Below are 17,117 nucleotides of genomic sequence, written 5' to 3'. Positions count from 1 at the left end.
CCATGGCCACCAACCCCTTCGAGGACGAGAACGGCAGCTACCTGGTCCTGGTCAACGCGGAGGGCCAGCACTCCCTGTGGCCGTCCTTCGTGGAGGTGCCGGCCGGCTGGGAGCGCGCCTTCGGCGAGGACACCCGGCAGGCCTGCCTGGACTACGTCGAGCAGAACTGGACGGACATGCGCCCCAAGAGCCTGATCGAGGCGATGGACGCGCAGCACACCGGCGCCTGACCGGGGCCGTCGACGAACTGGTGAAAGCGTGCATATGACCAAGAAGGCGCCGGCGGGGGACACCACGGACTCCTCGGAGGACGGGCGGACGGGCGTCGGGGGAACGGCACTCGGGCACGGCACCCGCGCGTCCCGGGACAGAGCGCTGCGGGAGGCCGGGGACGCCGTCACGGCGTGGACCCACCGGGCGTTCGGCCCCGGCCGGCCGGACTTCGGGGACTTCCCGTACGAGCAGGTGGTCGGCTACTACCAGCAGGTCGGCAAGGCGGCCGTCTCCGCCGAGCTGGTCGCCCTGCTGCGGGGGACACGGCTCGGCCTCGAATGCGCCGGCCGCGCCAGGCCCTGGGCGTCACCGGACGCCTGGCTGTTCGACACCTGGCTGCCGCTGACGTTCACGGACCGGCCGATGAGCTACGACTCCTACGCCGGCAACGACGTACTGGGGCTCGCCCTGTGGGACACCGACGGGGTCCCCGAGGCCACGGAACGGGCCGAGGACCTGCTGCTGGCGGTGCTCCTGGCCGACCTGGTGGAGCGGGAGACGGACGCGCTCGCCGCAGGCGGCGGCGAGGGCCGCCAGCGCACCCGGACCACCGCCGTGTGGCAGGCCCTGGCCCGGCTGGCGGACTTCGCGCCCCTGGCCCTGCCGGACACCGCTCCGCTCGACGGGATGCGGGCCGCGCTCGGCCGGCCGGGCGCCGAGGAGGCGCCGGACGCCGCGCGGGCCGCCGTCGAGGCCGTCCGGGCCGAGGCGCCGCGGGCGCTGCGGCGCGCGGTCGAGGTGGCCCTGCTGCCCGTGACGACCCTGCACGACGAGAGGATGTTCATCCGCTCCATCCAGCTCTTCGAGCGGCTGTTCAGCCGGGTCGCCCGGGCGCTGACCCTCGCCGTGGCGGCCGTCCGCGCCGGGCGGCCGCTCGACGCCGCGGCCTTCCTGGAGTCGGCCGGCACCCGGCTGCCCGGCGCGACCGCCCCGCTGTACCGGATCCTGACGACGATGCCGCCGGAGTCGTTCGCCGTGATCCGCGACCACACGCACGGGGCCAGCGCCATCCAGTCCCGGCCGTACCAGCTGGTGGAGACGGTGAGCGCGAAGCGCGAGGCGGGGGCCCACTCGCCGGAGAAGGGGCCCGTCTTCACTCTCGACGCCACTTTGCAGGAGGCGTTCCTCGAGCACTCGGGCGGCTGGGACACCGCGCAGACCCGCCGGCTGGAGGCGGCCATGCGGCAGCTGGACGCCGCCTGGTGCGGGATGAAGCGCACGCACTGGGGCGTCACCATGAAGATCATCGGCCGGGTGCCCGGCACCGGTGGGACGACGGGCGCCGACTACCTGAAGGCGGCCGCCCAGGTCCCCCTGTTCCCGCTGCTCGGAACGGGCTGAACGAGTGAAGGGCGTCCGCCGGACACATCGGCGGACGCCCTTCGGCACGACGGGCACGGCGCGGGTCAGACCGTCACGGTCTCCAACTCCCTGGCGGCCGCTAGGTCGGGACAGCCCGCCAGCAGCAGGGCCTCCCGCAGCTCGTCGCGCAGCAGCTCCAGCACGCGCAGTGCGCCGGCCTCGCCGTCCAGCGCCAGCCCCCACAGCAGCGGCCTGCCGCACAGTGCCCCGTCCGCGCCGAGCGCCAGGGCCCGCAGCACGTCCGTACCGGTGCGCACCCCGCTGTCGAGCAGCACCGAGCAGCGCCCGCCGACCGCGTCGAGCACCCGGGGGAGCGCGGTGACACTGGCCACGGCGGCGGAGAACTGACGGCCGCCGTGGTTGGACACGATCACCCCGTCGGCACCGGCGTCCACGGCACGGACGGCGTCCCGCGGATCGAGGACGCCCTTCACCAGCAGGGGCAGGTCCGTCCGGGCCCGCAGCCAGGCGAGGTCGTCCCAGCCGAGCGCCGGGTCGAACGCCTCCGCCGTGTGCGTGGCGACGGCGGACCGGCCGTCCTGCCGCCGGTGCGCGGACGTCTCCGGGGCCGGACCGAGGTTCACGGCCCGCACGTGCGGCGGCAGACCGAAGCCGTTGCGCACATCGCGCAGCCGACGGCCCATACGGGGCACGTCGACGGTGACCACCAGGGCCTCGCAGCCGGCCGCCTCCGCCCGGCGCACCAGATCCAGCACGGCGTCCCGGTCGCGCAGCCAGTACAGCTGGAACCACACGGTGCCGCCGACCGCGGCGATCTCCTCGATGGAGTAGCTGCTCAGCGTGCTGATGACGAACGGGGCGCCGACGGCGCGCGCGGCCCGCGCGGCGGCCAGCTCGCCGTCGGGGTGCAGCAGCCGCTGGTACGCCATCGGAGCCACCGCCAGCGGCAGTCCGACACTGCTGCGCACCAGCTCGCCCGAGGTGTCGGGCTCCCGCGCACCGGCCAGCACCCGCGGCACCAGCCGGACCGCGTCGAGGGCGGCCCGGTTGGCCGCCTGCGTCGACTCGTCGCCGCTGCCGCCGTTCACGAAGTCCAGGACGTCCCCCGGCACCCGCCGGGCGGCGAGTTCCGCCACGTCGGCGACGGTGAACGCGGAGACGGAGGTCACCGGTCGGTGTCCTGCCGCGCCTGCTGCATCTCCATCTCCACCGCCGTGTACAGGGCCTTGATGTTGCCGCTGCCGAAGGTGCGCGCGCCGAGCCGCTCGATGACCTCGAAGAACAGCGTGCCGCGCGGGTGGGCGGACCTGGTGAAGATCTGCAGCAGCTGCCCGTCCTGGTCCTCGTCGACCAGGATGTTCGACTCGCGCAGCGCGTCCAGCGAGTGACGCCGCAGGTCGAGGCGCTCGGGCACCATGTCGTAGTACGTCGACGGCGTGGTCAGGAAGCGCACCCCGTCGGCGCCGAGCCGGCGCACCGCGCGCACGATGTCGTCGGTGGCGAAGGCGACGTGCTGCACACCGCCGCCCCCGTGCTCCTTGATGAACGTGTCGATCTGGCCGGGCTCCCGGGAGGTGTCCGGCTCGATCAGGGTGAGCGTCACCGCACCGGACCGGCTCTGCACCACCTGCGAGTCCATGGCCTGGCCGCCGACGATGATCCGCTCGGTGAAGACCATCTCGAAGTCGAGGACCGTCTCGTAGAACGCGACGGTGGCGGCCAGCTGGCCGGGCTCCAGGCAGACGGCGAAGTGGTCGACGGTGTGCAGCCCCGCACCGGCCGCGTCCGGCGTGCCCGCCTCCCCGGCGACCGGGCGCACGGCGGTGAGGCCGGGCAGGGCACGGGAGTCCACGCCGGAGGCGCGCTGCACGAACGTGTGGGTGACATCGGCGAACCCGGCGATGGTCGCGGTGACGACCCCGTCCCGCTCGCTCGGCTCCGCCACCGGCCGGGCCCCGCGCCGCACCGCCTCCGCGAACGCCCCCGCCGCGTCCGCCGTGCTCAGTGCGATGTCCGACACACCGTCACCGTGGCGGTCGACGTAGGCCGTCGCCGGGTGGTCGGCGCCCCGGGCGTCGGTCAGCAGGACCCGTATGTTTCCGCCACCCAGCGCGGTCCGGAGCACGGGATCGTCCGAGGTGCCGGAAACGGACCGGGCGTACACCTCCATCCCGTAGCCGTCGACGAAGAATTCCGTCGCCTGGGTCAAATCACCGACCGAGAAACCGATGTGATCGACGCCGAGGTCGTCGAAAATACTCACGAAATACCTTTCTGGAGGCTCTGGACATCGCATTGCTCGCGGATGAAGTCCGCGAGGCGGTCGATGCCGACTGTGATCTCATCCGGTGTCAGATAGCTGAGGGAGAGGCGGAGCTGCCGTCGCGGGCGCCCGTCGCCGTAGAAGTGGTGCAGCGGAGTCCACAGGACGCGATGGCGCCGCGCGGAGTGCATGAGAAGTTCGTCGTCGACCGGGAACGGAACCGTGACGACGACGAAGAATCCGCCGGACGGTGTGTTCCAGGTCACCTCGGGACGGCGGCCGGTGGGGAATTGGCGGGCCAGCTCGTCGAGCGCGTGGCGCAGATTTCCCTGATACAGCTCCGTTTCCCGGACGTTGGCCGCGCGCAGGCTGCAGCCGTGCGCCAGGAGTTTCCCGCCGATGACGGCCTGCGCGATCGGCGAGGTGTTCACCGTGAGCATGCTCTTGACTTTGGCCAGCTGATCGGCGAGGAGCGTCGTGCGGCCGTCGGCGGAGGTGGTGCGCTGATCGGCGACCACGAATCCGATGCGCGCTCCCGGCAGCCCCGTCTTGGCGTACGAGCCCAGGTGGACCACGCGCCGCCGGTCGCCGTCGAGCGCCTTCAGCGTGGGCGTCGGAGCGGCGTCCGGAGCCTGGAACAACCCGTACGGGTTGTCCTCCAGGATCAGGAAGTCGTGCTCCTCGGCCAGCCGGATCAGTGCCTCGCGCGCGTCGAGGCCGAGGCTCGTGCCGGACGGGTTGGCGAAGTCGGCCACCACGTAACAGGCCCGCGGCCGCAGGCCGTTCGCCTTCGCCTCCGTCACGACCCGTATCAGGTCGTCGAGGTCGATGCCGGCCGAGTGCTCCGCGACGGGCAGCACCCGCATGTCCGCGAGGGCGGCGGCGCCGGTGGCGCCCACATAGCAGGGCATGGGCGCGACGAGGCAGTCCCGGTCGTCCCGGCGTAGGGTGCGCAGGGTCAGGAAGAGCGCCTCCTGACAGCCCACGGTGACGACGATGCTCTCCGGATCGGCCTCGATGCCCTCGTCCGTGGCGAGGTTCTTCGCGATCAGGTCGTGGATGATGCCCTTGGTGCGCCCGTACTGGAGCAGCGTGCGGCGTACCTGCTGTTCGTCCCCGCCTGACTGGGCTCTGACATGGGACTCGTAAAGGCGAAGGTATTCGTGCACATCATCGGTGTCGAAGAATCCCTCGTACGGCCGTCCGGCGGCCATGGAGAGAGCGTCCGGAAATCGTTGGGACACCTCGTTGAGGAAATTCATCGACTCGATGACCGGCGACTCCAGGGACTCATGGAGGCTGAGTGTGTCGAGTTGTGTGTGCATGCGATGTCGGCTGGTAAGGCAGCCGAAGTTCCCCCTCCAGCATGAAATCGAACCCTGGCGGTGCGGTCACACGGAAAACGGCCGGGTTCGATGAATTCTGCTATGAAAATGGCGCAATACCGCCTATCTCCTGATCGATTCAATCATGGTGCTTGATCACCGTCAACCGCGATCCGAATCAAGCCGGACGCAACGGTTTCCGGCCAATCCGCGGCCTGGACGCGCTCGTGCCGGGCACGGTCCGCCGAGGGTGACCCACCGTCAACTCCCCATAACGGCGGGGGCTAAGCTGACCGCAGGGTGCGGACCGCGCCCGTCCCTGTTCGCATCCTCTTCGAGGTGGAAGAAGTGAACATCCTGGCCGCCACCAACGAGGACTTGGCGCAGCTCAGCAACTGGCTCATCTATTCGGCGATGGCCGTCTACTCGCTGGCCTTCCTCGCCCATATCACCGAATGGATCTTCGGCAGTCGCAGCAAGGTCGGCCGCACGGCCGCCGCACTCGTGGCGGAGAAGGACGCGCAGCCGGCCCCCGAGCGCCGTGAGGCGCGCGCCGCGGCCGGGGGCACGGCCGTGCTGGAGCGCCCGAAGGTGGTCGGCCGGCTGCGGGCCGGAGCCTCCACCGTGGCCGACGGTCCCGGAGCGCACGGCGGCGACGAGCGGGGCGACCTCTACGGCCGTATCGCGGTGTCCCTCACCGCCCTCGCCTGCCTGTTCTCGGCCGGCGGTGTGGTGAGCCGCTCGCTGTCCGCGCAGCGGGCGCCGTGGGGCAACATGTACGAGTTCTCGACGACCTTCTCCACGGCGGTCGTCGTCCTCTACCTGGTCCTGCTGGCGCTCGGGAAGAACGTGCGCTGGGCCGGACTGCCGCTGGTCACCACCGTGCTGCTCGACCTGGGCATCGCCGTCACCTGGCTCTACACCGAGAGCGACCAGCTGGTCCCGGCCCTGCACTCGTACTGGCTGTGGATCCACGTGTCCGTGGCGATCCTGTGCGGCGCGGCCCTCTACCTCGGTGCGCTGTCCGCCCTCGTCTACCTCTTCCGTGACAGCTACGAGACGCGTCTTCGCGACGGCCGGGTCGCGGCACTGGAGCGCACCCTGGCCACGGCGGTACGGACCAAGGAGGGCCCGGCCGGCGTCCGGCTGCTGCTGTGGACCCGCATGGTGTGCAACGACATCCTCGCCCGGATGCCCGCCGCGGCCACCCTGGACAAGCTGTCCTACCGCATCAACGCCGCGATCTTCCCGCTGTGGACCTTCACGATCGTCGCGGGCGCCATCTGGGCCGGCTCGGCCTGGGGCCGCTACTGGGGCTGGGACCCCAAGGAGACCTGGTCGTTCGTCACCTGGGTCGCCTACGCCTCCTATCTGCACGCCCGTGCCACGTCCGGCTGGAAGGGCCGCAAGGCCGCGTACATCGCTCTCGTGGCCTTCGCCACCTACCTCTTCAACTACTACGGGGTGAACTTCCTCTTCGGCGGCAAGCACTCCTACTCCGGGGTCTGAGAGCCCGCGGAGGCGATCACCGCGCGAAGCCGGCGGGGCGACAGACCCCGCCGGTCTCTTTTGTGCGGTGGTGCGGGCGGACCGGCTCAGGCGGTCGTGCAGGTGGTGCCGTTGAGGGTGAAGGACGCCGGGGCCGTGTTGGTCGCGGAACGGTTGCCGGTGAAGCCGAGCGTGACCGAACCGGCCGTGGGGATCGTGGACGTGTACGACGCGGCGGCGACCGTCACCGCGGAGCCGTTCTGGGTAGGCGTGCCGCCCCACATGTTGGTGATGGTCTGGCCGTTCGGGAAGCTGAAGGCCAGGGTCCAGCCGGTGATGGCGGCGGTGCCGGTGTTGCGGATGGTGATCTCACCCTGGAAGCCGCCCGGCCACTCGTTGACGACACGGTAGTTCACCGAGCAGCCGGCGCCGGGGGTGCCGGTGTCCTCCTCGGTGGTCACGGTGACCGTGGCCGAGCGGGGCGAGCGGTTGCCGGCCGCGTCCCTGGCGTAGACGGCGAAGGTGTACGACGTGTCCGCCGTCAGCCCCGCGACGGTGACCGTGCCGGTGGTGGAGGCGGCGGCCGGGGTCTCCGCGCCGCCGCTGACGCGGACCACGTCGTAGCCGGTGACGGCAACGTTGTCGGTGGCGGCGGGCCAGGTCAGGGTGACGGAGGTGGGGGAGACCGCCGAGGCCTTCGGGGTGCCGGGGGCGGTCGGGGCCTGGGTGTCGGGTCCGGCGCCGCCGAAGACCGTGGCCTCGCGGGAGGTCTGCGCGATGCCGTTCGCGCCGTGGAAGATGCGCCGGCCCCAACTGCTGAGCCGCGCCGGGTCGAAGTCGATCGCGAGATCGAGAACCGGGTCGGTGTTGCCGCTCCAGGACCAGGCCAGGTAGCCGAGGTCGAGCTGTTCGGCCGTCGCCATCATGGTGTCCTCGTCGGGGTCGCCCCACTGGTCGGCGGGTCCGCCGAACTCGCCGATGAGGATGGGGAGTTCCGCGGCGACGAAGGCGTTCAGGTAGTCGGTGATCTCCTGGGCGGTGTCGAACACGCTGTACATGTGGATGGAGAAGATCAGATTGCCGGTGGGGTCGGCGTCGTACACGGTCCGGGCGTTGGCGCGCATGACGCCCTGCCAGTCCTGGCCCCAGTTGGGCGCGTCCACCATGATCGTGTGCTCGAACCCGGCGGCGCGCAGCTTCCCGACCGCGGCGATGGTCGGCTGGGTCCAGCCCGCGGGGTCGGTGTTGCCCCACGGCTCGTTGCCGATGTTGACGATGACGTAGTCCTCCTGGCCGGCCAGGACGTCCTTCAGGCTGATCCAGTAGTCGGCGGCGTGGTCGAGGGTGCCGGCGGCGGCCTCCTCGCCGTAACCGGTGGTGTCGTGCACCTCCAGTACGCAGATCAGGCGGTTGGCCTTGCAGTCGCCGACGACGGCGGCGACGTCCTCGGGGGTGTTGCGGGTCCAGCGGCGGCCGTCGGAGAGGACGACCCGGACGGTGTTGGCGCCCAGTGCCTTGATGTCGGCCGGCGACTGGGTCTCGCCCGGGTACCAGGTGTGGGCGTGGTTGACGCCGCGCATCACGAAGTCGTTGCCGTTGCCTTCGAGGAGGCGGCCGTTCTCGATGTGCAGGCCGGTGACGGCGGTGCCCACCGGCGACTGGGCGTGCGCGGTGGCCGGGTGAAGGCCGGCAGGCCGACGAGGGTGGCCAGGAAGGCGAGCAGGACGGTGACGGGGCTCTTGAGTGTCGTGCTGCTTGTCGTTCGTGTCGTTCTCACTGCGGCTCCAGGGAGTGAGTGAAGAAACCGGACGGCGGGAGAGCGTGCACGTGTGGGAGCGCTCCCATGAAAGCCATCGCGCCAGGGACACGTCAAGAGCCTGGGCGGGAGGGGCCCTTGGGACGGGGGAAACGCGCGAGGCCGCACCCCGGGCGGGGTGCGGCCTCCTGTCGGTCCGTCAGCGGTGCCGGTCCGTCAGCGGTGTCGGTCTGTCGGCGGTGTTGACTGGTCAGGTCGATGCCGGTCGGTCAGGCGGGTGTCGGCTCCGGCAGCGGCGCCGGGTCGATCGCCGATTCGAGGGTGGATCCGACCAGGGCGGCCAGGTCGGACGTGGACGCGGGGACGGGCGGCAGGGCCGCCTCCGGTATGAGCGGTCCCACGGGCTCCGCGGTGAACTGCGGGGCGGGTTCGGCCACCGCGTCGGTCCCGGACCGCGGGCGGTAGTGGTCGACGTAGTCGGGCCCCGCGATCGGGATCCGGGACAGGAACTCCTCCGGGAGGTCGAAGGCGTCCACCAGGGTCATCAGATGCGGCGCCAGATCGGCGACGACCCCGTCCGCCGCGATGTGCAGCGCCACCACCTGCTGGGGCGTCATCAGGGCGGCGGCCAGGAGGTCACCGGTGTACTGGCGCAGCTGCTCCAGCAGGAAGAGCCGGGAGACGTTCTCCAGCAGGAAGCGGGCGCGGGCGTTGCGGGCCCGGCCGGCGGCGGCCAGCAGCGCGTCCGCCGCCTGGAGGCGGGCGTGCGCGGACACCATCTCGAGGGCCGCGCCGGAGGTCGCGTTCCAGCGCCCGATCGGGTCGCCGGCGGGACCGCCGCGCAGGGCCTCCCGGGCGCGGCTCTGCCAGATGCGCTCGGCGGAGGCCAGCAGATCCCGCAGGAAGCCCACGTCGGTCAGTTCGCGTTCGGCGGGGCGCACCGGCCGCTCGGGCCCGGACTCGTGGCCGAACACCATCTCGGAGGCGGCCTTCACCCAGATCACCAGGTTGTCGCCCTCGGCGGTGATGCCGCCCTCCACGTTCAGCTGGAGGTCCGCCAGGTTGTTGTGCGGGAACAGCCCCTGGGCCCCGCACCGCTCCCGGCACTCGATGGTGATGTCCCGGGCCTGCCAGGTGATCCAGCCCTTGGCGATGGCGATCAGCCGCTCGATCTCCTCGTGCTGCTCGCGGTCGGTCTCGTCGTGGTCGGTCCAGCGGTCGACGACCGCCCGCTGGAGGAAGGTCATGGCGTAGGCGGTTGACAGGGAGCGCAGCAGACGGCCGTGGTGGCTGCGGTGGTCGGTCAGCGGGACGCGCTGGCCGGCCTTGGGGCCGCCGATGTGCCGGTGGTGGGCGTAGCGCACGGCGATGGTCAGGGCCGCGCGGGCCATGCCGAGGGTGCCGGCGCTCATGCAGAGCTTGCCCACGGTGACGCGGCCGACGGACCGCAGGAACCGCTTGCGGCGGTTGCCGAGGGTGCTGGTGAGCCTGCCGTTCTCGTCCAGCCGGCCGTGGGCGGCCTCCAGCATGGCCTCGCGCGGCAGCCGGACGTGGTCGAAGGAGGTCAGACAGTGGTCGACCGGGGTGCCGGTGCGTTCGGGCAGTCGGCGGACCCGAACGCCAGGCAGGTGACCGTTGTCGTCGCTCAGTGGTGTGAGGAAGAGGAAGATGCCCTGGTCCTCGTCGTCGACCAGCAGCCGGGCGGCGACCACCGCGCTCTTCGGGCCGCCGGTGAGGCTGGTGTTCGGCATGAACTTCTGCGCGCCGGTGGTCGGCGTGTGCAGGACGAACTCCCCGGTCTCGCGGTCGAACCGGGCGACCGTCTGGAGGTTGGCCACGTCGTTGCCGTGCTCCAGCTCGGTGCAGAGGAAGACCCCGGTGCGCCGCATGGCGGCGTACGGCGCCAGATCGCGCCGGTAGCCGTCGTGGTCGAGCAGGCTGCCGAGGAAGAGGTTGTAGTGGATGCTCGCCAGCGTGCACAGGCCGCCGTCGACGAACCCGGTCCACTCGTGCAGCGCGGCGAGACCGCGGGCGTCGTAGGTCAGGGCTTCCGCGGACGGTACGGCGCTGTTGACCAGGCGGAGCCGCTGGTAAGAGAGTTCGGCGCGTTCCCGGGGTGTCAGCCCCGGGCGGTAGGCGAAGGCCTCCCCTCCGACGAGGTCGCGCCAGCGGCCGTGGACGTTGTCCCGCTCGTCCCCCTCGAAGAGCAGGTGGGTGAGTTCGTCCACGGCGCTTCCCTCGACCGCTGCGGCGGTACGGAGTGGCGCGTCGGTACGGAGAGATGTGGCGCCGGCAAGATGCGGAATAGAACCGTCCGCGCGGTCTGATTCTTCGGTGGTGCTTCTGAACGGTGCTTCAACCTGCTGAAACATCGACTGTCCCCCAGTGCGTGCCAAGCCAAGATGGTGTTGGTTGAGTCGCGCTGGAGAAAAACTACGGACCAATCGGTTTGTTTTCAAGCCCTTGCAAAACCGGCTGGGTGGTTTTATTGTTCCGGTCGGACGTGTGAATTGACCGGTTTCGCGCGCCCGGTCTGGGACGACGGGGGTGGGGCGGCCGGGCGGCAACTCATCACTCCACGAGGGCCATAGGAATACAAACCACTCGGTCTCTTCCTGCCGAGAGGTGACGGAGGGATGCAGTGGCACAGCAGGAGCGGGCCATCCGTACGCGCCAGAAGATCGTCAAGGCGGCGGCGGAACTGTTCGACGAGGTCGGCTACGAGGCGGCGACCATCTCGGAGGTCCTGAAGAAGTGCGGCGTGACCAAGGGGGCGCTGTACTTCCACTTCTCCTCCAAGGAGGAACTCGCCCAGGAGGTGCTGGCCGCGCAGGTGTCCGCGCTGCCCCCGGTGCCGCCGCAGGAGCTGTTCCTCCAGCAGAGCCTCGACGAGGCGCTGCTCCTGGCCCACATGCTGCGGCTCGGCGACCCCATGGTGCGCGGCAGCATCCGGCTCACCGTGGACCAGGGCTCCCCGCTGGACGGACTGGACCGCAGGGTGCCCATGCAGGGGTGGATCAACCACAACATGGACGTGCTGGCCCGGTCCAAGGCGGCCGGCGAGCTGCTGCCGCACGTCGACGTGGCCTCCACGGCCACCTTGTTCACCAGTAGTTTCACCGGCGTCCAGGTGCTCTCCAAGATCATGACCGGGCACGCGGACATGGTCGAACGGGTGCTGGACCTCATGGGGAACCTCATCGCCGCCATCGCCGTACCCGGCGTGCTGCTGCGGCTGGACTTCTCGCGCGACCGCGCGGAGCAGGTCTACGAGGAGGCGGTCCGGCTGCGCGACGAGCGACTGGCGGCCGAGGCCGCGGCCACGGCATGACCCGTTGCCGTCCCGCGTGATCCGACGCCGGCCGGTGTGATGTGACGCGGGCCGGCGTGTCCCGGGTCCGGCGAGGACGCCGCCCGGCCGTCGGCCGGCGGTGAGCCATGTGCCGACCGGCCGGTGGACCAGCACCGGCCGGCGGACCGGCGCCACGGGGGGAGGGGCGCCGTAGGGCCCCCTCGTTCTCCTCGGTGTGTGTGCGTACGACTGCTACGGAACGCGACTACGACCGAACGGAGTACAACAGAATGAACGTTACTTCTGGTCTCTACACGCTGGACGTGACCGGAAGGGACATCCCGGCCGAGGCCGCGATGCTGCGCGAGCGCGGTCCGGCCGTGGAGGTCGAACTGCCGGGCGGGGTACGGGCCTGGGCGGTCGTCCGGCAGGAGTACGTGGAACGGCTGCTGCTGGATCCCCGGGTCTCCAAGGACGCGCGCCGCCACTGGCCCGCTTTCGTCGAGGGGCGGATCACGCCCGACTGGCCGCTGTTCCCCTGGGTGGCCAACGAGAACATGCTCTTCGCGTACGGAACGGACCACGCCCGTCTGCGAAGACTCGTCGCCGGCGCCTTCACCGCCCGCCGGACGGCCGCGCTGAGGCCCCGCGTCGAGCAGATGACCACCGCCCTCCTCGACACGCTCGACGCCGGATCCGACGGCGGGGTGGTGGAACTCCGCTCGGCCTTCGCCGAGGTGCTGCCGCTCCAGGTCGTCTGCGAACTCTTCGGCGTCGAGGACGGGGAGATGCGGACCGCGCTGTGCGCCGCGCTGCGCGTGGTGTTCTCCTCCAGCGTCACGGCCCAGACCATGGAGGCCGCCCGCGGCACCGCCTTCCGGCTGCTCGCCGAGCTGGTGTCCGCCAAGCGCCGGGAGCCGGGCGACGATCTGACCTCCTCGCTGATCGCCGCGCGCGACGACGGCGACCGGCTCAGCGAGAACGAACTGCTCGGTACGCTTTTCCTGATGATCGCGGCCGGCCAGGACACCACGTCCACGCTCATCGTCAACGGCACGGGCTCGCTGCTGACCCACCCGGAGCAACTGGAGCACATCCGCGCCGGGCGCGCCGGCTGGGAGGACGTGGTCGACGAGACGCTCCGCGTGCACAGCCCCGCCTCCTACTCGCCGATGCGGTTCGCCGTGGAGGACATCGACCTCGACGGTGTGCCGATCCGGCGGGGCGACCCCATCCTCGTCAGCTTCGCGGCGGCCGGACGCGATCCCGAGCGGCACGGGGAGGATGCCGCTCGGTTCGATCTGCTGCGCGCCGGCCGCGACGTCCTGGGCTTCGGCCACGGCGTGCACCGCTGCCTCGGCGCCCCGCTCGCCGTCCTGGAGGCCACCGTCGCCTTCCGAGCCCTCTTCGAACGCTTCCCCGACCTGGCCCTCGGCTGCCCGGAGGAGGAGCTGCGCCCACTGCCGACGTTCCTGCTGAACGGCTTCGGAGCGCTGCCGGTGCTGCTGCGGGGATAGCCGACAGGATCGCGCCAACCTTGATGTGGCCGGTGGCGGCCGAACGGCCGTCCTGAGAGAGGAGTCCGTGTTCGGCGTGCCGTGACGGCGTTCGGCCGCACGTCTGCCGCCCGTATACGACGGGGCCCGTTCTCGCGGGCCCCGTTTGCTTGTGCGCGTGCGGGCAAGGGGAGGGTGAGCCCCGAGTGTGACGGTCCATCGGCGGCTCATCGCCGCTCCACGGGACGCCGCCGGGTCGGTCACCCGGGGGTTCATTTCCGGGCTTTTCGCAGACGGCGGGGTCTACGGGGTAGATAAACCGCGAGCCCGGTTTGTTAAGGTGGTTGTCTGCGGCTACCGGACGGCTACTGAACGGAACCCCGTCTTCCGCAGCACTGACCCCCAGGGGAGCAACGGAGTTCGCCATGGCCAAGCAGGAACGCGCGATACGGACGCGCAACGCACTCATCGACGCCGCGGCCGAGCTGTTCGACCGGGACGGGTTCGAGGTGGCCTCGCTCGCCACCATCAGTGCCAAGGCCGGGGTCAGCAGCGGTGCCCTGCACTTCCACTTCGCCAACAAGGCGGCGCTGCTGGACGCGGTGGTGGGCGTGGCCGGCGAGCGGCTGCGGTGGATCACCCGGCAGCGCGACGCGCTCTCCCTCCAGGTGCTCATCGACGCGAGTCACGACCTGGTGCAGGGGCTGGGCCAGGACGTGGTCCTGCGTGCCGGTTTCGCGCTCGGCTCGCACCCCGAGCGCTCCGAGCACGCCCGCGATCTGCGCCGGGACTGGCAGTCCTGGGTCGAGGCCACGGTCGAACGGGCCGCGCGCGAGGGCGCGTTGATGCCCGGCGTGGCCACAGGAGACCTGTCGGCGGCCGTGGTGGCCGTCGCGGCGGGCCTGGAGGCCCTGGGCGGCCGGGACCACCGCTGGCTGGAGCGGGCCACCCTGACGCGCATCTGGACGCTGCTGCTGCCGCGCGTCGTGGGCCCGGCGGCCCGGGATCTGTTCGTGGCCGCGGGGCGCGCCGCCATCGAGAAGGCGCCCTGCATGACCGCCAGGTGACTTTGAATCGAACTGCCTTCGCTGTTTTTTGTGCACGGGGTCGACCTGGGGGTGTGCACGTGCACGCTACAGGCGTCCGATTTATAGGTACTTACCGCTACTTATGTCGCCAGTTGCTCGCGGTCGACCCCGAGGTGTGTCCGACCGTTCCACCCAACCGACTTGACAAACAGCGGAGCCGGTTTGTTTTCTAGGGGGTGTCGATGAGGAAGTCATCCAACGCGTGGGGGATAGTATGCGGTTCAACCTTCTCGGTCCGCTCGAACTGATCACCGCAGACCGGGCACTGCCTCTCGGGGGGATCATCCAACGGGCCACCCTCGGCTATCTCCTGCTCAACCCGAACAAGACCGTCGCCACCAGCCGGCTGGTCACCGCCCTCTGGGGCGACGATGCGCCGACGACCTCCCGGAAGATGGTGCAGAACGCGATCTCGGGCATCCGCAGGCTCTTCGAGCAGGCGGACCTGGAGGGCGACGGGGTCCGTCTGACCACCGCGCCGCACGGCTACCAGCTGCGCCTGGAGCCGGAGACCGTCGACGCGTTCCGCTTCCGCCGGCTCGCCGCCCAGGGGCGTGCCGAACTCGCCGCCGGTCTCCCGGACGCGGCCGTCGACTCGCTCACCCAGGCCCTCGCCCTGTGGCGGGACTCGGTCCTCGTCGACCTCGCCGAGACCGGCATCAGCTGGCCGTCCTTCGCACAGCTGGAGCGGGAGCGGCTGACGGTCTACGAGGACTGGGCCGCCGCCGGACTGGAGCTCGGCCGGCACCGCGAACTGGTCTGCGAACTGGAGCAGATGGCGTCCGCCGTGCCCACCCGGGAGCGGCTCTGCCACCAGCTGATGCTCGCCCTCTACCGCTGCGGTCAGCAGACCGAGGCACTGGCCGCGTACCGCCGCACCCGGCAGGCGCTGGTCGACGTCCACGGCCTCGACCCGACGCGGGACCTCCAGGAGCTGGAGCGCGCGATCCTCAACCAGGAGCCGCGCCTCCTCGGCCGCCGGCCCCAGCTGGTCTGACCGCACACCTCGCGGTAATTCCAGAAACCTCTGGGGTGGGCTAGGGGATCCCTGAAACAGCCGGAACTTCTACGTTCTTCACAGGGAACGAAGAAACGAAGGAACGTTCCGCGGCCATTCTTCGAGGCCATTCAGGGAGGGTCAGGAAAATGCCGGTACAGCACTCCGATTCCACGGTCGAGGAAGACCCGCGCATCGGGCTCAACGTCGCGCTCGACGCCGCGATCAGCATTTTCACCGGGAACCTCCGGTCGTACTCCGGAACCCCGAACGAGAGCACCACGGACCGCGCCGAACGCTATACCGCGCTCGCCTGGCACCACCCCGCACTGATCCCCGAGTGAGCGCCGGGAAAAGGGGGCGCCCGGAATTCTCCGGGCGCCCCCTTCGCGCTGTTCAGAGCCTGGGCTCATGCCTGGAGCATCTCGGCCACCAGGAAGGCCAGTTCGACCGACTGCTTCGGGTTCAGCCGCGGGTCGCAGCTGGTCTCGTACCGCTGGGCCAGCGCCTGCTCGTCGATCTCCTCGGCACCGCCCAGGCACTCGGTGACGTCGTCGCCGGTCAGCTCGATGTGCAGGCCGCCCGGATGGGTGCCGAGCGCCTTGTGCACCTCGAAGAAGCCCTTCACCTCGTCCAGGATGCGGTCGAAGTGGCGGGTCTTGTAGCCGCTCGCCGCCTCCACGGTGTTGCCGTGCATCGGGTCGCACTGCCACACCACGCGGTGACCGCTCGCCTCCACCTTCTCCACGAGCCCCGGCAGCACGTCACGGACCTTGCCGTTGCCCATCCGGCTGATCAGGGTGACCCGGCCGGGCACGTTGTCCGGGTCGAGCCGTTCGACGTACTCCACGGCCTGCTCGGGCGTCGTGCCCGGGCCCAGCTTCAGACCGATCGGGTTGGCCAGCAGCGAGGCCAGGGCGATGTGGGCGCCGTCCAGCTGACGGGTGCGCTCGCCGATCCACAGCATGTGCGAGGACAGCCCGTACAGCCGCTTCTCGCCGGCCGGGGAGGCCGCCCAGCGCAGCAGCCCGTCCTCGTACTCCACCAGCAGCGCCTCGTGGCTGGCGTAGATCTCCGTGGTGTGCAGGGCGCCGTGGTCGGCCCCCGAGGCGGTCATGAAGGCGAGACCGCGGTCGATCTCCGCGGCCAGCGCCTCGTAGCGCTCGCCCGCGGGGGAGGTGCGCACGAAGTCACGGTTCCAGTCGTGCACCCGGCCCAGGTCGGCCAGGCCCGAACCGGACAGCGCGCGGACCAGGTTGAGGGACGCGGCCGAGTTGGCGTACGCGCGCAGCATCCGCGACGGGTCGGGCACGCGGGCGCCGGGGCTCGGGTCGAGGGAGTTGACGATGTCGCCGCGGTACACCGGCAGGCCCAGCGCGTCCGTGGAGTTGGAGCGGGGCTTGGCGTACTGCCCGGCGATCCGGCCGATCTTCACGACCGGGACGCTCGCGGCGTACGTCAGCACCACGGCCATCTGGAGCAGGGTGCGGATGTTCGCAGTGACGTGGGACTCGGTGTTGCCGTCGAAGGTCTCGGCGCAGTCGCCGGCCTGGAGCAGGAAGCCCTGGCCGTTCGCGACGCGGGAGAGCCGGTCCTGGAGGCGGTCCACCTCTCCCGGTACGACGAGGGGCGGGAGCTGGGTCAAGGCGTCGCGGGCCGCGCGGGCGCGGGAGGGATCCGGCCACTCGGGCTGCTGGGCGGCCGGCCGCGCCACCGCGGCCTTCACCTGGGCGTCGATGTCTTCGGGGAACCGGGGGGTGGGGGAGCCGTGGGCTTCCTGGGCCGTCATGTCGCCGATGGTTGGATTCATGACGGC

The 17,117-nt window shown here is 70.9% G+C and carries 13 protein-coding genes and 1 pseudogene; 8 read left to right on the top strand and 6 right to left on the bottom strand.

Annotation, left to right across the window (positions count from 1 at the left end; genetic code table 11):
• The first annotated feature begins 2 nt into the window (after window positions 1-2).
• Window positions 3-230, top strand: a complete 228-nt coding sequence (locus tag ACSU6L_RS09215; protein ID WP_073939324.1) for an MbtH family protein — start codon at window positions 3-5, stop codon at window positions 228-230.
• A gap of 34 nt (window positions 231-264) precedes the next feature.
• A complete protein-coding gene (locus tag ACSU6L_RS09210) occupies window positions 265-1,614 on the top strand; it encodes a hypothetical protein (protein WP_437055366.1) in 1,350 nt (449 codons plus the stop codon).
• A 65-nt stretch (window positions 1,615-1,679) separates the two neighbouring features.
• On the opposite strand, the gene ACSU6L_RS09205 is transcribed toward ACSU6L_RS09210, so the two are convergent.
• From ACSU6L_RS09205 to ACSU6L_RS09195, 3 genes are read right to left on the bottom strand one after another with little or no spacing between them, the layout of a single operon-like run.
• The gene (locus ACSU6L_RS09205) at window positions 1,680-2,765 is read right to left on the bottom strand and encodes an alpha-hydroxy acid oxidase (RefSeq protein ID WP_437055364.1); all 1,086 of its coding nucleotides are present in this window, start codon (window positions 2,763-2,765) and stop codon (window positions 1,680-1,682) included.
• The gene (hppD, locus tag ACSU6L_RS09200) at window positions 2,762-3,859 is read right to left on the bottom strand and encodes a 4-hydroxyphenylpyruvate dioxygenase (RefSeq protein WP_437055362.1); all 1,098 of its coding nucleotides are present in this window, start codon (window positions 3,857-3,859) and stop codon (window positions 2,762-2,764) included. Before hppD ends, ACSU6L_RS09205 begins: the two co-directional genes overlap by 4 nt.
• Window positions 3,856-5,184 (bottom strand): PLP-dependent aminotransferase family protein, encoded by a 1,329-nt coding sequence (locus ACSU6L_RS09195; protein ID WP_437055360.1) that lies wholly within the window; start codon window positions 5,182-5,184, stop codon window positions 3,856-3,858. Before ACSU6L_RS09195 ends, hppD begins: the two co-directional genes overlap by 4 nt.
• Before the next feature lie 348 nt (window positions 5,185-5,532).
• Here ACSU6L_RS09195 and ccsB point away from each other — a divergent pair, with 348 nt between their 5' ends.
• On the top strand, window positions 5,533-6,693 hold the full coding sequence (gene ccsB / locus ACSU6L_RS09190; protein WP_437064823.1) for a c-type cytochrome biogenesis protein CcsB: 1,161 nt from the start codon (window positions 5,533-5,535) through the stop codon (window positions 6,691-6,693).
• 86 nt (window positions 6,694-6,779) lie between these two features.
• Here the strand turns inward: ccsB and ACSU6L_RS09185 are convergent.
• Together ACSU6L_RS09185 and ACSU6L_RS09180 are read right to left on the bottom strand one after the other, a co-directional pair.
• Window positions 6,780-8,449 (bottom strand): annotated as a pseudogene (locus ACSU6L_RS09185) (cellulase family glycosylhydrolase).
• A 248-nt stretch (window positions 8,450-8,697) separates the two neighbouring features.
• The gene (locus ACSU6L_RS09180) at window positions 8,698-10,656 is read right to left on the bottom strand and encodes an acyl-CoA dehydrogenase family protein (RefSeq protein WP_437055358.1); all 1,959 of its coding nucleotides are present in this window, start codon (window positions 10,654-10,656) and stop codon (window positions 8,698-8,700) included.
• 413 nt (window positions 10,657-11,069) lie between these two features.
• On the opposite strand from ACSU6L_RS09180, the gene ACSU6L_RS09175 reads away from it, so the two are divergent.
• From ACSU6L_RS09175 to ACSU6L_RS09155, 5 genes are all read left to right on the top strand, one after another.
• Entirely contained in the window at window positions 11,070-11,759 is a 690-nt protein-coding gene (locus ACSU6L_RS09175; RefSeq protein WP_437055356.1) for a ScbR family autoregulator-binding transcription factor, read from the top strand.
• Window positions 11,760-12,010: 251 nt separating this feature from the next.
• Window positions 12,011-13,237 carry a cytochrome P450 family protein gene (locus tag ACSU6L_RS09170; protein WP_437055354.1) on the top strand — a complete coding sequence of 409 codons (1,227 nt, stop codon included), beginning with the start codon at window positions 12,011-12,013 and terminating at the stop codon, window positions 13,235-13,237.
• A gap of 404 nt (window positions 13,238-13,641) precedes the next feature.
• Window positions 13,642-14,283: a ScbR family autoregulator-binding transcription factor gene (locus ACSU6L_RS09165; protein WP_437055352.1), complete on the top strand. Its 642-nt coding sequence runs from the start codon at window positions 13,642-13,644 to the stop codon at window positions 14,281-14,283.
• Between the two features lie 235 nt (window positions 14,284-14,518).
• Window positions 14,519-15,301, top strand: a complete 783-nt coding sequence (locus ACSU6L_RS09160) for an AfsR/SARP family transcriptional regulator (protein ID WP_437055350.1) — start codon at window positions 14,519-14,521, stop codon at window positions 15,299-15,301.
• A gap of 149 nt (window positions 15,302-15,450) precedes the next feature.
• Window positions 15,451-15,645 carry a hypothetical protein gene (locus ACSU6L_RS09155; protein WP_437055348.1) on the top strand — a complete coding sequence of 65 codons (195 nt, stop codon included), beginning with the start codon at window positions 15,451-15,453 and terminating at the stop codon, window positions 15,643-15,645.
• Window positions 15,646-15,710: 65 nt separating this feature from the next.
• Here the strand turns inward: ACSU6L_RS09155 and ACSU6L_RS09150 are convergent, their stop codons facing one another.
• A complete protein-coding gene (locus ACSU6L_RS09150; RefSeq protein ID WP_437064821.1) occupies window positions 15,711-17,090 on the bottom strand; it encodes a class II 3-deoxy-7-phosphoheptulonate synthase in 1,380 nt (459 codons plus the stop codon).
• Window positions 17,091-17,117 lie beyond the last annotated feature (27 nt).

It is taken from the genome of Streptomyces sp. enrichment culture, assembly GCF_964272855.1.
In the GTDB taxonomy this organism is placed as follows: Bacteria; Actinomycetota; Actinomycetes; order Streptomycetales; family Streptomycetaceae; genus Streptomyces.
Note: the sequence above shows the minus strand (reverse complement) of the source record. Positions and strands in the feature narration are given on the sequence as shown.

Coding starts and splice junctions, on each gene's coding strand:
- ACSU6L_RS09170 (WP_437055354.1), top strand. CDS start 12,011: ATGAACGTTACTTCTGGTCTCTACACGCTGGACGTGACCGGAAGGGAC.
- ACSU6L_RS09195 (WP_437055360.1), bottom strand. CDS start 5,184: ATGCACACACAACTCGACACACTCAGCCTCCATGAGTCCCTGGAGTCG.
- ACSU6L_RS09150 (WP_437064821.1), bottom strand. CDS start 17,090: ATGACGGCCCAGGAAGCCCACGGCTCCCCCACCCCCCGGTTCCCCGAA.
- ACSU6L_RS09210 (WP_437055366.1), top strand. CDS start 265: ATGACCAAGAAGGCGCCGGCGGGGGACACCACGGACTCCTCGGAGGAC.
- ACSU6L_RS09155 (WP_437055348.1), top strand. CDS start 15,451: ATGCCGGTACAGCACTCCGATTCCACGGTCGAGGAAGACCCGCGCATC.
- ACSU6L_RS09160 (WP_437055350.1), top strand. CDS start 14,519: ATGCGGTTCAACCTTCTCGGTCCGCTCGAACTGATCACCGCAGACCGG.
- ACSU6L_RS09215 (WP_073939324.1), top strand. CDS start 3: ATGGCCACCAACCCCTTCGAGGACGAGAACGGCAGCTACCTGGTCCTG.
- ACSU6L_RS09165 (WP_437055352.1), top strand. CDS start 13,642: ATGGCCAAGCAGGAACGCGCGATACGGACGCGCAACGCACTCATCGAC.